The 14,195-nt window shown below is 32.9% G+C and carries 12 protein-coding genes; 2 read left to right on the top strand and 10 right to left on the bottom strand.

All coding sequences use genetic code 11. The features are described from left to right. Positions 1-117 precede the first annotated feature (117 nt). Positions 118-3,021: an aminotransferase class III-fold pyridoxal phosphate-dependent enzyme gene (locus IR213_RS12845; RefSeq protein ID WP_194312710.1), complete on the top strand. Its 2,904-nt coding sequence runs from the start codon at positions 118-120 to the stop codon at positions 3,019-3,021. Between the two features lie 48 nt (positions 3,022-3,069). Here IR213_RS12845 and IR213_RS12850 read toward each other — a convergent pair whose 3' ends face one another. From IR213_RS12850 to IR213_RS12890, 9 genes are all read right to left on the bottom strand, one after another. Then, the gene (locus IR213_RS12850; protein WP_194312711.1) at positions 3,070-5,076 is read right to left on the bottom strand and encodes a protein-disulfide reductase DsbD family protein; all 2,007 of its coding nucleotides are present in this window, start codon (positions 5,074-5,076) and stop codon (positions 3,070-3,072) included. After that, positions 5,076-6,386 (bottom strand): tRNA lysidine(34) synthetase TilS, encoded by a 1,311-nt coding sequence (gene tilS, locus IR213_RS12855; RefSeq protein WP_194312712.1) that lies wholly within the window; start codon positions 6,384-6,386, stop codon positions 5,076-5,078. Before tilS ends, IR213_RS12850 begins: the two co-directional genes overlap by 1 nt. Positions 6,387-6,614: 228 nt before the next feature. Next, the gene (locus IR213_RS12860) at positions 6,615-6,809 is read right to left on the bottom strand and encodes a hypothetical protein (protein ID WP_194312713.1); all 195 of its coding nucleotides are present in this window, start codon (positions 6,807-6,809) and stop codon (positions 6,615-6,617) included. 98 nt (positions 6,810-6,907) lie between these two features. Next, positions 6,908-7,381 carry a hypothetical protein gene (locus tag IR213_RS12865; RefSeq protein WP_194312714.1) on the bottom strand — a complete coding sequence of 158 codons (474 nt, stop codon included), beginning with the start codon at positions 7,379-7,381 and terminating at the stop codon, positions 6,908-6,910. Between the two features lie 150 nt (positions 7,382-7,531). Next, positions 7,532-8,200: an MBL fold metallo-hydrolase gene (locus tag IR213_RS12870; RefSeq protein WP_194312715.1), complete on the bottom strand. Its 669-nt coding sequence runs from the start codon at positions 8,198-8,200 to the stop codon at positions 7,532-7,534. Positions 8,201-8,356: 156 nt separating this feature from the next. Then, complete coding sequence (locus IR213_RS12875; protein WP_194312716.1) at positions 8,357-8,914, bottom strand: RNA polymerase sigma factor; 558 nt, start codon at positions 8,912-8,914, stop codon at positions 8,357-8,359. A gap of 144 nt (positions 8,915-9,058) precedes the next feature. Next, positions 9,059-10,069, bottom strand: coding sequence for an NAD-dependent epimerase/dehydratase family protein (locus tag IR213_RS12880; RefSeq protein WP_194312717.1), 1,011 nt, complete (start codon positions 10,067-10,069; stop codon positions 9,059-9,061). Positions 10,070-10,134: 65 nt separating this feature from the next. Then, entirely contained in the window at positions 10,135-10,710 is a 576-nt protein-coding gene (locus IR213_RS12885) for a Crp/Fnr family transcriptional regulator (protein WP_194312718.1), read from the bottom strand. A 153-nt stretch (positions 10,711-10,863) separates the two neighbouring features. After that, positions 10,864-12,150, bottom strand: coding sequence for an anthranilate synthase component I family protein (locus IR213_RS12890; protein WP_194312719.1), 1,287 nt, complete (start codon positions 12,148-12,150; stop codon positions 10,864-10,866). Between the two features lie 95 nt (positions 12,151-12,245). Between IR213_RS12890 and IR213_RS12895 the strand changes: the two genes are divergently transcribed. After that, positions 12,246-12,623, top strand: a complete 378-nt coding sequence (locus tag IR213_RS12895; protein ID WP_194312720.1) for a DoxX family protein — start codon at positions 12,246-12,248, stop codon at positions 12,621-12,623. A 66-nt stretch (positions 12,624-12,689) separates the two neighbouring features. Here IR213_RS12895 and lpdA read toward each other — a convergent pair whose 3' ends face one another. Beyond that, entirely contained in the window at positions 12,690-14,093 is a 1,404-nt protein-coding gene (lpdA, locus tag IR213_RS12900) for a dihydrolipoyl dehydrogenase (RefSeq protein ID WP_194312721.1), read from the bottom strand. Positions 14,094-14,195 lie beyond the last annotated feature (102 nt).

The raw sequence follows: 14,195 nt of genomic DNA on the forward strand, positions 1-14,195 counted from the left end.
ATGTCGTAAATTATACAAAACTTTATTATTTATTTGTAAAATAAACAAATAATGCTTTATTTTATGGTTTTAAATACAAAGTTCCATTTTGTATTCTAACGATAAACTAACTTCAATATGAGCATTGCAACTTGTCCAACCTTTTCGAAAGCAGAAGCTTTAACCGTCTTAGAAAAAGAATGGGGTATTACAGAAATTTTAAAACCATTAGACAGTTATCTCGACCAAAACTTTTTAGTACGAAATCCCAATGGAGAAAAATTTGTATTGAAAATTGCCAATATTGAAACGCCTGAAAATTGGCTTGACCTTCAAAACAAGGTAGTTGAACATTTATATGCCGATGCTATACCAAAAATAATTCTTTCCAAAGAAGGAAAACAAATGGTTTTCGTCGCATCGCATTGGTGGAGAGTCCTAAATTTTCTGGAAGGAACTATGCTTTCAACCGTTCCTTTTCGCTCGAAAAATTTATTGCAAAATATGGGGAAATTTGTGGGAGGTCTTTCAAAACAACTTGCTACATTTTCTCACGAAGCTGCGGAACGACCAATACAATGGGACTTACAACAATCAGCATCCTTACTCGAAAACTGGGTTACTTTCGTAGAAGATGAAAAGACAAAAAATAATATTTTGTCTATTATGGAAAATTGGAAGTCAAAAATTCCCGCTATTTCTAAAGTTCGCAAAAGCGTAATCCATGCCGATTTGACTCGTTACAATCTTCTGTTGGATGATTCTGGCAAAAAAATTCAGGGAATTATCGATTTTGGTGATGTTTGCCTTTCATGGACAATTGGCGAATTAGCTGTTATGGTGTTAGAATCAGCAATGACTGGAAGTCCAACTCCATTTGCCGATGGGTATGAAGTGATTCAATCTTACCACGAAGTTTTTCCTTTGACAAAAGAGGAAATTGAGCTATTATATCCGTTAATTCAGTTGCGCTCGGCCACAATTGTAGGCGCTTCTGCCAGACAGTTATCAATGGAACCAGATAATGAATATGTGAGAAAACAAGCTATTGCAGACCGTGAAATGTTTCTTCAACTCAGTTCAGAAAAAGAAGAATTTGCCACTGCCCTATTTCTAAAAGCTTGCAAAATGGAAACTGAAGAAAATGTAAAAATTCATCTTTTTTTGAAAAATACAAAAATAAAATCAATATTTGGAAACAATGAAACCCTTGAAATAATTGACATTAGCCCATCATCAGAAATATACAATGAGGGAGCTTGGAACAATTTAGAACAATGCAGTAAGAACATAAAGAATCAATTACAAAATAGTTTTGGCAGAACTGTTTACAAAACTTCAATCCTTAAACATTTTGAATCCAATCCAAAGGAAAGTGAAACTATTGCATTGGGAATTTTTGCTTTCGCAGCAGTTGGAAAACCAATTTATGCACCAATTAACTTATCTTTTGTGAAAAAAATTGATGATAAATGCATTTTTAAAACAGACAATTTTTATGTCTATTTATATGGAATTGATACTCTTTTAAATAAAGAAACAACATTAAAACAAGGCGAATATATAGGCACAATTGCATCCGAAAATTCAAATTCCCCATTTCCTTCCCACGTTTTTATTCAAATAGATATTTCGGGAGTTGCACCACAATATTGTTTACCAAGTGAAAGTATTGGCTGGGAGATTTTATGTCCAAATCCATCTTCATTTTTGGGAATAGAATCAAAAATCACAAAAAACAATAACGAAACAGAAACCCTAGAAAATCGCAGAGCAAAAGTAATCCAACAAGCACAGGAATATTATTATCAAGAACCTATGAATTTGGTAAGAGGCTGGCAGCAATATCTTATTGCCGATGATGGTCGTGTCTATTTAGATGCCATAAATAACGTGGCGCATATAGGCCATTCTCATCCAAAAGTAGTTGATGCTGCTACAAAACAACTAAAAAAACTCAATACTAATGCTCGCTTTTTATACGAAGACAACATTGATTATGCCGAGAGATTGTTGAAATATTTCCCTGAATCCTTGCAAGTTATTTTTTATACCTGCACCGGAAGTGAAGCTAATGATTTGGCTCTACGATTAGCCAGAGCCTACACCAATCAGAATGATGTTTTGGTAATTGATGGCGAATATCACGGAAATACAACTGCCGTTGATGAAATCAGCACGAATTTAATGGACAATCCAACGGCTTCAAAAAGCGTTCGGCCTTTCACACATCCATTAATACAACCCAATACTTTTAGAGGGAAATATATTGCCAAAACTCCTAATCTTTCTGAACTTTATGCACAAGATGCTTTGGATAAAATAAATTATATTCATTCACAAGGACGAGGAATTGCGGCTTTTATTTCGGAATCTTTATTGGGTTCTGGAGGAGGAGTCGAAATGCCAAAAGAGTATTTGAAAAAAGTTTACGAACACGTTCACAACGCAGGAGGTGTTTGCATTGCTGATGAAGTCCAAATTGGTTTTGGTCGAATGGGAAGCCATTTCTGGGGCTTTCAAAAAGAAGGAGTCCTTCCAGATATTGTAACTTTGGGAAAACCAATGGGAAATGGACATCCAATTTCGGCAGTAATAACAACTCAAAAAATTGCCGATGCCTATCGAAAAAAGTACACCTATTTCAACACTTTTGCAGGAAACCCAGTTTCTTGCCAAATTGCAAATGCCGTTTTAGATGTCATTGAAGAAGAAAAACTTCAGGAAAATGCTGCAATTGTCGGGAATTTTCTCAAACAGGAATTAGAAAAATTAATCGACGAATTCGAAAGCGTAGGAGCCGTTTATGGTCATGCAATGTATTTGGGAGTTGACTTGGTAACCGATAAAAAATCAAGAAAACCAGACAGCCAAAAGGCATTATGGATTTCGGAAGCGATGAAACAACGAGGAATAATTATTTACCCAACGGGCGATTATTACAATATTCTTAAAATAAAACCGCCAATGTGCTTTACCAAAGAAAACGCAATTTTTCTTGTGGAAACCTTGAGAACGATTTTAAGTAAAATGGAGGATTAAGAATTTTTTCTTAAAGCTTTCAGCCTTGAAAAGGCTGGAAGCTTTAAATTATTTTTTAAACTTGGAGATTCCGGTTTTTAACCAACTTTCATATTCGTCAACACCTGTGTAACTTATCGTTGGCGTTATTTGATTCAGGCTATTTCCGTTTAAGTCAGTCAGGACATACAATGGCTGGGTATTTGTTTTATATTTAGAAATCATATAATCAGCCCATTTATCTCCAATTGTTTCAATATCAGAGCCGGTAGTTTTAGAAATAAATTGTTCATTTTTTGGTAAATCGCGCTTGTCGTCAACATATAAAGAAATGAGTACAACATCATTCTTTAAAATTGATAAAACACGTGCGTCAGACCAAACATTATTTTCCATTTTTCTACAATTAACACAAGCATAGCCTGTAAAATCAAGCATTATTGGTTTATTTACAGTTTTGGCATAAGCCAAACCTTTATCATAATCATTAAAAACCACTATTTGATGAGGTCCAAGTTTTGCTCCATCCGGCAAAATTGCTGTCGAGGTATTATTTCCTGAACCACTGAATCCAAGCGGACTTTCGCTATATTCCATTGGAGGCGGAAAAGCATTTATCAATTTCAACGGCGCTCCCCAAAGACCAGGAATCATATAAATGGTAAAAGATAAAACTACTAATCCCAAAGATAATCTTCCAACTGAAATATGCTCTAACGGACTGTCGTGAGGCATACTGATTTTCCCTAATAAATAAAGTGAAAACGTTCCAAAAATTGCAATCCAAATAGCTAAAAACACTTCTCTTTCCAATAAATGCAATTGCAAAACTAAATCCGCATTCGACAAAAATTTAAATGCCAAAGCCAATTCCAAAAATCCTAAAGAAACTTTAACGGAATTCATCCAACCACCAGATTTTGGCAAAGAATGCAACCAAGTAGGAAATATGGCAAACAACATAAATGGTATTGCAATAGCTGATGAAAAACCTAACATTCCTATAATTGGAGCAATTCCACCCTGAGAAGCAGCTTGAACGAGTAATGTTCCTACGATGGGTCCAGTACAAGAAAAAGAAACAATTGCCAAAACTAAAGCCATAAAGAAAATTGCAATAATTCCTGTCTTTCCGGCCTGTTTGTCTAATTTATTGGCCCAAGAATTTGGTAGCATAATTTCGAAAGCTCCAAGAAATGAAAAGGCAAAAACCACTAAAACTACAAAGAAAATAATATTGAATAAAACCCCCGTAGATAAAACATTCAAAGCATCCGCTCCAAAAATTCCAGTTATAGTCATTCCTAAAGCCACATAAATAAATATTATTGAAAGACCATAAAAAATGGCATTTGCAATTCCCGTTGCTCTCGTTTTACTTTGTTTAGTAAAAAAGCTTACCGTCATAGGAATCATCGGGAAAACGCAAGGTGTTAACAAAGCTGCAAAACCAGAGAAGAAAGCAATAAAAAATATTGACCACAACCCTTTTTGCTTTTCTGGTTTAGAATGAGCATTTTGTGCTTTTGAAACAGCAGTAACAGTTTCTTTAATTTCTTCTGGTTTTGAAGTTGTGGTGATAATTTTTGAAGTATCAATTTTAATAGTTTCAGTTTCTGTCTTAGAAACGGATGGAATAACAAAACTAAATTTTTTCTCTAAATTGATACAAGCATCTTTGCAAACCTGATAATTTAAGGCAACATCAATTTTTGAAATCTTTGGATTGGTTAAAGTAATCTCTTGTTGAATTTGTGCGTTTTTCACAAAGAAAGTTTCGTTTACACCAAAAACATCATTGTAAGCAGTAGTGGTTTTTCCTTCTTTGGCTTTGCCTACCAAATTGAAATTTCCTTTTTGGTTCTTAAAAATTACTTCTAACGGCAATGGTCCTCCGTCAGGAGTGAATTGGGAATACATATGCCAATCATTTTCTATAACGCCATTAAAGGTAAGTACATAGTTATTTTCAGATTTTTTTTCGATTTTTGTAGTCCATTTTACTGGATCAAGAATTTGCGAATTTCCTTTGGCCAAAGCCAAAAAAGCTAGTAATAAAAAAATTATTTTCTTCATTATTCCAATTGTATTTTAAGTATATTTTTTGTTGTGTTTCTTATTTTAAAATTCTCATCCTGTCTGATTCCGAGAATCCAAACAATTTGGTTATCAGAACATAAAAGCCACACATTTTCTTTTTCCATTAAAGACATTTTTTCGTCTTTAAAAAATTTGCTCACTTTTTTTGATTTTCCTTCCATTCCAAAAGGTCGAAAAGTATCGCCTTCTTTCCAACGACGCAAAACCAAGGGAAACCAAAGCTTATCTTCGTCAACAAATATAGTTGTATTTGATTCTTTGGTTATGTCATTTACCTTACAAAACGAAAGATTTAAGGGAACTTTAACTTCTTTTTGGTTTTTATTGATAAAATATTCTTCATTTTCATCCACAAAATTTATTGGACTCAAAATTAGAAAATCTCTATTTTTTAACAACCGAAATTCATTTGAAAATACTTGTTTTCCGGATTGACTTTCAACTAAATCATAGATATCATCCCAGGCCGAAAAACCAAATTCGCTTAGCCATTGATACAAATAGGATCTAAAATTGGGCAATTTTTTCAATTGATTCAAATCAAAATGAATATCTTCACCATTTTCCTTTGCCACTTGCTGATAAATCATAATCGATGCATCTTCGGCCATAGTTTTGGATTCTTGCAGATATTTTTGTGTTTTTTGAAAGGAGGAAAGGAAATCAGGATTTAATTCTTTCAATATTGGAACCAAATTATGCCTGATTTTATTTCGCAGGTATTTGTCCGATTCATTGCTGCTGTCTTCTCTCCATTTAATACTATTTTTCTTGGCATAATATTCAATTTCCTGACGGGAAAAAATTAAAAGTGGACGAATTATTTTATCGTTTTGAGCAGGAATTCCAGTTAGACCAGCTAATCCTGTACCTCGAACAAAATTAATAAGAAAGGTTTCTAAATTATCATCAGCGTGATGAGCTGTAAGAATATAATCGAAATTCTTACTTTCCAATAGTTCGTAAAACCAGCTATATCGCAACTCACGAGCGGCGACTTGTGTAGAAAGTTTATAATCTTCAGCAAAAGCTTCGGTGTCAAATTGAGTTGCAAATAGTTCAATATTATTAATCTCAGCATAGTTCTCGACGAAATATTGATCTTCAAAACTTTCTATACCCCGAAGTTGAAAATTACAATGGGCAATAGCGATTTCAAAGGACAATTTATGGAATAAATCCAGCATTACCATACTATCCAAACCACCACTAGTTGCCAAAAGCAGTTTTTTTCCAATTAAAAAAGGGAAGTTTTGATTAATATGTGTTTGCAGAGAATTTTTCATTTGTCAAAAATAAAGATATAATATTACAAAATGATAACAACACCCTTTTATACTCAATTTAGAATTAGAAAAAAGTGATTATTGCAATACTTTCAGTATCGATGTTATAATTTTGAGAATAAAGATAATTGAAATTCCAAATAGTCCTTGTTTGGTAAAATTATAAAATGTGCTTGAAAAGACAAAGTCAATTTCAAGCACATAATTTAGTATTCTTTTTTCTGATTATTAGTTTGCAATTTTTCTTAATGACTTTTTTAGATTGTATCCTAAACTCATAGTAACACAAACTGGACAAATACCAAAGCGAAAGAAAAACAGAACAAACTTTTTATGAAAAGGTAAGTTTGTTGGGACTATAGGGCAACTTTTTCCATCGCCTTCAAATTCTTTAATTCCCCAAACATTTATGGACTCTTTCATCTTGTTTGCTATTTGTTATCCAAAAAAGTAATAGGTACACATTGCCATCATAGTAACAGATACAATCGTAAGAATGATTTTTGTTTTCTTTTTCATAATTATTGATTTAGAAGGGAATTAATAGTTGCTGTCATTACTTCATCAGATGCTGCAATACTCAACTGTTTTACTTGTTTGTGCGTTTTAGGGTTAATAAAAGTGACAATACCGGAAACATCTTGTATTTGTTTTTTGTCACTTACTAAACCACAAGATTTAAGCATTTTTCCCATCCCTTTTCTAGGAATTGTAGACACGGCAACATACACATTAGCTTTTTCCAGTTCTTTTTTAGAAGCTTCTTTGGTTGTTTCGTCAGTAATGTCATTCATGTAAATGTTTACTCCTTTTGCAGCATAAGGCATTAAAACAGCACTAAATCTTGCCGCATTTGCTTTACATACACCACACCATTTGGCAGTGTTTACCACTGCAATCAATTTTGGGTTTTCCGAATGTGGAATCGTTTGGGCAATACTTCCAAAACTTGTTGCTAATAATAAAGTTGCCATAATTACTCTTAATTTTTTCATTTTTAATTTATTTAAATTGTTTATATACTAGTTAATACCAATACACTCCATTTAATCACCCAATTGAAAATAAAAAAAGCGAACTATTTGAAATTAGTTCGCTTTTAATAACCTTTGAGGCTGAATTTGCAGTTTAATAGGTTATTGTTACTACATAAATTTGCTAATGAATTTCTCTAATTCGCCATTATCATACAAAACAGGACCATGACCAAAACAAAGAACTTTTGGCTTTAAGTCATATATTTTTTTGATAGATTCCATGTTCATTTTTTTATCTGAAGTAAATAAATTTGGAGGTTGATTGAGTCCAACAACAGTGGTCACCAAATTCATATTTACAAGTGCATCACCAACAATTAAAACTTTATCCCGTTCTCTAAAAAAAGAAATATGTCCTTTAGAATGCCCAGGTGTATTAATAACAGTGAAACTTCCAACAGCGTCACCCTCTTTAAGCACTTGTGATACTTTATGACCCTTACCTGCCCAATATTTTTGTTGAAACTTTGCTATCAAACCATTGCTATTCGGATATTCATAAATAACATTTCCTGATTCTGCATTTTCCTTTTCAAGTTCAGATGTCCAAAGAGGAATGTTTAAAGTCTTGCAAATAAAGTCACTGCTACCTTGATGGTCAGCGTGAGCATGAGTCAGCACATGTTTTGTTATTTCAATGTTTTTAATTGCACTTAAAATTTTGTTTCCAGAGCTTCTAATACCTGAGTCAATTAGGATATCGTCAATTACATAACAATTAATACTGTTTCTAGGCATTAGTGGTATCTGGAATACATTTTCAGCTATCTTTTTCATTTTTGTTTGTTTTATAATTCATACTATTTTGAATACGTGTTTAATTGTATTTGCAGTTGCAATAATAATACCAATACACTTTATTTCATCACCCAATTGCAACATAAAAAGCAAACTATTTGAATAATATGCTTTCTTAAAAATAGATTTAGGTATTTAGTTTAGGTTTTCAACGCCTTTTCTAGCTTGCTCTAAACACTTGTATTTTTGGTTTTGGGCATTGTGTTTGTTGGTATAGCCAAACTCTTTAGTGATGCTATCGATATCTTTGTCGTCATAAAAAATAGCTCTCAAAAGCACGATACACTTATTGGTTACAGCCTTAAATAGAGAAACAACCTTGTTGGAATTCGATTGATGAATTTCTTCTTCGGCTTCTTCGTAGTCAATTAAGTACTTCTCATAAATCCCTATTTCAGATTTGACCATTTTGTTGCAATCCCTTAATCGCTTTAGCCAAAGATTACTGCTTATGGCGAAGATGAACGTTTTCAACGAAGAAGTTAAATTGAAGTCATCCTTGGGTACTTTTTCTAATAAAACGATAATTGTTTCTTGAAAAATATCTTTGGCATCATCCTCATTGCCATTATTCTTTAAAATAAAATTCCTTACCGATGGGTAATAGAATTTATATAAAATTTCATAGGCATAGTTGTCCTTAGATTTAAGTCCCAAAAATGTTTCTTTATCGGATTGATTTTTAATTGCCATAGTGTATTTTTTAAATGATGGTTTTTGTATACAAGTATTAATACCAGTACTAATATAAAAATCACCCAATGAACAAAAATATATTTTATGATTGAAAATAATATTTCTTTTTAGTTAAAATTCAACTTTGTTTTCTAAATTTAGTTACAGACTCACCTTTTTATTAATCAAATAAAGTATTGCCTCTTTTACTGTTAACTCTGGTTTTTTAGGATTAAAACCCAACTCAGTTCGCGCTTTCGTAATATCAAAATCTTGTTTCAAGCCAGAAAACATAGCAATATCTTTTACACTTAACAAGGGAGCTTTTCCGGATAGTTTAGCTGAAAGTTCCATAAACCAGGCGATTAAATAAAGAATTGGTTTTGGAACCGCTTTGGGAATATTTATATTCAATTCTGGGAGTAGTTTTTGAGCTATTTTAGTTGTATCCGTTATAGAAGTACATAGTTCATTTGCCAAAATATAACGTTCTCCATTTCTGCCTTTTGTAGCAGCTAAAAAACATCCTTCTGCAACATCTTTTACATCAACCCAATTCAATGTTATACCAGTATCAACAGGAATTTGTTTTTTAAGAATTAAGTCAATAACATTATACGAAACATTCAAATTGCCAAATGATTCGTTACCTATCATTGCCGAAGGTAGAACAGCCACTAGCTCTATATTATACTTTTTTGCTAATTCAAACGCTAGTTTTTCGCCATCATTTTTTGAATTGTAATACATATCCCTTCTGTCAGGATTTTGCCCATAGCTTTCTTTTGTTGGAAGTTGAGTATAATTTAGAGCTGCAATCGAACTTACATAAACAATTCTTTTTACACCAACTTCAGCTGCTGCTTCAATCATATTTTGTGTGCCTTGAATGTTAACATCGTAAATTTCTTTTTTAGGATCTTTTGCCCATAGTTTAAAAACAGCTCCAACAGCATAAAAAGTTTCTACACCTTGTAATGCTCTTATAAGGGATTGTTTGTCTGTAATGTCGGATTGAACAACTTCACAATCTAAACCAACAAAGGGTTCTTTATTAGAGATATTTCGAACTGATGCTCTAACAGGAATTCCCTTTTTAATAAGTAGTCTTACAAGGTTGTTACCAAGATGTCCGTTTGCACCAGTAACCAATACTAAATTTTTCTGTGTCATAATTTATTATTTTAAAATGATGGCACAAAATTCAGTAATGCTTTTCCAAATGCACTTCGCAAATGTTACCTAATGAATTGTTTTCTAATTCTGCTTAAACTTTTTGAATTCATCCCTAAAAAAGAAGCGATGTATTGAAGCGGGACATTGTGCAGTATTTCAGGATAATTATCAATTAATTTTTGATAGCGCTGTTCGGCGGTTAATGTTGCTAATTCTCGTGAACGATTTTCGTTATATTCGATTGATTGTTGAAAAACCCAGATACTGAAATCTTTAAAACCTTCGCTACTAGAAGTTAATAGATCTAAATTATTCTTGGTTATTCTAAGTAATTCACAATCGGTAACGCATTCAACATTTTCAATTGCTTTTGTTTGGTTTATAAAATTGAAATAAGCGGTAATAAAACCTGGTGGACAATTGATATGAGATGTTATTTCGTCCCCATTATCATTGTAATGAAACAATCTCATATATCCTGAAACAACAAAATACAAGTAGTTCGGAATTTTTCCTTCGTCTTCAATAATTCTATTTTTAGGAAATAGAACAGGTTCAAAATATTCAGTACAAAGATTGAAGTCGTTATCTGTTATTGTAACCTGTTGTTTTATAATATCAAAAAGTTTCTTGTGCATCTTTTTATACAGTATTATCGACTTTTGGTTTTTTCTAAATAATAATTTTCATTTTTTCTACTCTTATCTGCTAAAGTTTATTATCCATTACCATAAAACTTGTTTGAAGTATTTAATCCATACATAAATATTTTGAATTAACAGACGATTTATTCAACCCAAAACCTCCCGCATCGCTCTGGCTTTGAGCAAACATTCTTCATATTCTTTTTCCGGTATAGATAGCGATGTTATGGCACTTCCTACGGAAAACGACACATACTTATTTTCCTGATTATACAAAATACTTCTGATTACAACATTAAAATCAAAGTCGCCAGTTGGAGTAAAATAGCCTACTGCTCCACTATATAAACCTCTTTTTGTTTCTTCCAATTCTTCAATTATTTTTAGTACTGAAAACTTGGGAGTTCCTGTCATGCTTCCCATCGGAAAAGTAGTTTTAATTACATCAACAGCAGCATATAGACTGTCTAATTTTGAAGTAATCGTTGAAATCATTTGATGTACTTGTTCGAAGGAATAAATGCCGCATAATTCTTCAACTTTAACAGAACCTTTTTGAGCTGTCCGTGACAAATCATTCCGAACCAAATCAGAAATCATAATATTTTCAGAGCGTTCTTTTGGGTCAGAAGCCAATTGATTTTTAGACTTTTTATCTTCTATAGGATCAAGATATCTTTTAGCAGTTCCTTTAATAGGTTGCGAAATAAGTAAATCTCCCTCTTTTTTTAAATAGCGTTCCGGTGAAGCAGAAAGTAAATATTGAGTATTATTTTTAAAAAATACGGTTTGCGGAGCTTTTGAAATTTCGTTGAGTTTCAGAAACTTTTCCAATGGATTTATAACAGTATTTTCGGCAAAAAATTCCATACAAAAATTAGCTTCGTAAATATCGCCACGATGAATGTGTTCAAGGATTTTTGATGTTTTATTGAGATAATTTTCTTTAGAAATTCGTTGCTTAATCTCAATCTCTGAAGACGGATCACTAGAAACTGAACAATAAATATTTATTTCATCAAAGTCTGCTTCTATTTCATCGTCACACATGTTTAGATATTGAATTTCGAGTTGGTTCCCTTTTACCAAAAATATTTTTTTGGGTTGAAAAAAAAACAAATCAGGAAAATTCAATCCATCAAAATTATTGGAATGTAAAACCTCAATGTCGTTTTTTAAATCATAAGATAAATAACCAAAAAGCCAGTCTCTAGTTGCTTGCTGATATTGTTTTAAGTCTTCGAAAGCATTATGATAATCAGTTTTTATTGCAGTAAAAGCATCCACGGCGAGAATACAATCATAACTGGAATACTGCCGCGGATAATCATTACTATCCATAAAAATGACTTCCCGAAATTGCTGCGACCAATTCAATAATTGTTGTTTGATTTGAATTGAATTTCCTATATTTTTTACAATTGATGTTCTCAAAGTGATGAAATGTTTTAAAAAAGCCAAAATTACGACAATTTTATTTTAGATTTTCTTTACATTTATAGTATAATTAACCCCTAAAACCGTAAATTATGAAAACTGTAACTATTATTATCCGAACTTTAATTGGGCTTTTGCTTGTTTCAGTAGCTATTGGTTATTTTTTGAAACTAATGCCAGAACCTGTAACTAACGGTGACTTCAAAGCTTTCAATGTTGGTGTTGTATCCTCAGAATATATAATGCCTATGGCAAAATTTGTAGAATTGCTTTGTGGGTTAGCATTTATCTTTGATTTGTATGTAACTCTGGCCAGTATTTTAATTTTACCCATCATACTGAACATTTTGTTTCTTGACTATTACCTGACACCAGAAGCTATGCCAATTGCGATATTCTTGTTTTTAGGGAACTTTTTTTTAATTTACAAACATTGGGATAATTATAAAAGTATTTTTTCACTTAAATAATTTGGACTTATAATAAAAGCAAAACCCGTTCTTTTGAACGGGTTTTTGTTTCTATTAAATTTTTAATTAAACGTGTAACGCCCTATTATCCGTTGCAGCTAATGCCGCTTCTTTAATCGCTTCGGCGAAAGTGGGATGCGCGTGACTCATTCTTGAAATATCTTCAGCAGAAGCTTTGAATTCCATTGCAGTTACCGCTTCAGCAATCAAGTCAGCGCAACGAGCACCAATCATATGAACACCTAAAACTTCGTCAGTTTTTGCATCCGCAAGAATTTTGACAAATCCGTCTAAATCTCCTCCTGCTCTTGCTCTTCCCAATGCTTTGAAAGGAAAACTCCCTGATTTGAATTCAACTCCTGACACTTTTAATTGCTCTTCCGTTTGCCCAACTGCTGCCACTTCTGGCCAAGTATACACAACTCCAGGAATTAAATTATAATCGATATGTGGTTTTTGTCCCGCTATGATTTCGGCAACCATTGTTCCTTCTTCTTCGGCTTTGTGAGCTAACATTGCTCCACGAACAACATCACCAATGGCGTAAATATTTGGAACATTAGTTTGCAAATGATCGTTAACTTCCACTTGTCCATGATCAGAGATTTTCACTCCAGCTTTATCAGCATTCAAACCATCCGTAAAAGGACGACGACCAACAGAAACTAATGAATAATCACATTCAAGAGTGATGGTTTCTCCTTTTGCATTTTCGGCTTGAACCGTTACATTATCTCCTTTTCTTTCAACCAATTTTACTTTGTGGGAAACGTAGAATTTCATTCCTTGTTTTTTCAAGACTTTGGTCAATTCTTTAGACAATGAAGCATCCATTCCCGGGATAATTCTATCCATAAATTCCACTACGGAAACTTGTGCACCCAATCGTAAATAAACTTGTCCTAATTCGATTCCGATAACGCCACCACCAATGATAACAAGGTGTTTTGGAACTTCTTTTAATTTCAACGCTTCGGTTGAAGTAATAATTCGTTCTTTATCTATTTTTATAAATGGCAACGAAGATGGTTTAGAACCCGTTGCAATAATGATGTTTTTTGCTTCAACAGTTTCTAATGTTCCGTCTGCTTTGGCAATGGCCACGTGAGTTGAATCTACAAAAGAACCTAAACCTTCAAGAACCGTGATTTTGTTTTTGTCCATTAAGAATTTCACACCACCCGAAGTTTGGTCAACAACCGCTTGTTTTCGAGCAATCATTTTTTCCAAATTCACTTTCACTTCTCCAGAAACCTCAATTCCGTGGTCAGCAAAATGAGCGATTTCACTATAATAATGTGAAGATGCCAACAATGCTTTTGATGGAATACAACCAACATTTAAGCAGGTTCCTCCAAGTGTTGAATATTTTTCTATAATGGCTGTCTTGAAGCCTAGCTGTGCGCAACGAATCGCTGATACATATCCTCCTGGGCCAGAACCTATAATGATTACGTCAAATGAACTCATTGTAATGTGTTTTTATTTTTAGTGCTGCAAAATTAAGTCTTTTTGTTTGAAGTTAAAGTTAAAAATTTAAAGATTTCGTAACGAATTTCTGCTTTTTAGTTA

This window comes from Flavobacterium soyangense (genome assembly GCF_015277675.1).
Lineage (GTDB): Bacteria > Bacteroidota > Bacteroidia > Flavobacteriales > Flavobacteriaceae > Flavobacterium > Flavobacterium soyangense.

Bases quoted from the DNA above. Each gene is read 5' to 3' on its own strand.
- IR213_RS12860 (WP_194312713.1), bottom strand. From the start codon at position 6,809: ATGAAAGAGTCCATAAATGTTTGGGGAATTAAAGAATTTGAAGGCGAT.
- IR213_RS12865 (WP_194312714.1), bottom strand. From the start codon at position 7,381: ATGAAAAAATTAAGAGTAATTATGGCAACTTTATTATTAGCAACAAGT.
- lpdA (WP_194312721.1), bottom strand. From the start codon at position 14,093: ATGAGTTCATTTGACGTAATCATTATAGGTTCTGGCCCAGGAGGATAT.
- IR213_RS12880 (WP_194312717.1), bottom strand. From the start codon at position 10,069: ATGACACAGAAAAATTTAGTATTGGTTACTGGTGCAAACGGACATCTT.
- IR213_RS12885 (WP_194312718.1), bottom strand. From the start codon at position 10,710: ATGCACAAGAAACTTTTTGATATTATAAAACAACAGGTTACAATAACA.
- IR213_RS12895 (WP_194312720.1), top strand. From the start codon at position 12,246: ATGAAAACTGTAACTATTATTATCCGAACTTTAATTGGGCTTTTGCTT.
- IR213_RS12870 (WP_194312715.1), bottom strand. From the start codon at position 8,200: ATGAAAAAGATAGCTGAAAATGTATTCCAGATACCACTAATGCCTAGA.
- tilS (WP_194312712.1), bottom strand. From the start codon at position 6,386: ATGAAAAATTCTCTGCAAACACATATTAATCAAAACTTCCCTTTTTTA.
- IR213_RS12850 (WP_194312711.1), bottom strand. From the start codon at position 5,076: ATGAAGAAAATAATTTTTTTATTACTAGCTTTTTTGGCTTTGGCCAAA.
- IR213_RS12875 (WP_194312716.1), bottom strand. From the start codon at position 8,914: ATGGCAATTAAAAATCAATCCGATAAAGAAACATTTTTGGGACTTAAA.
- IR213_RS12845 (WP_194312710.1), top strand. From the start codon at position 118: ATGAGCATTGCAACTTGTCCAACCTTTTCGAAAGCAGAAGCTTTAACC.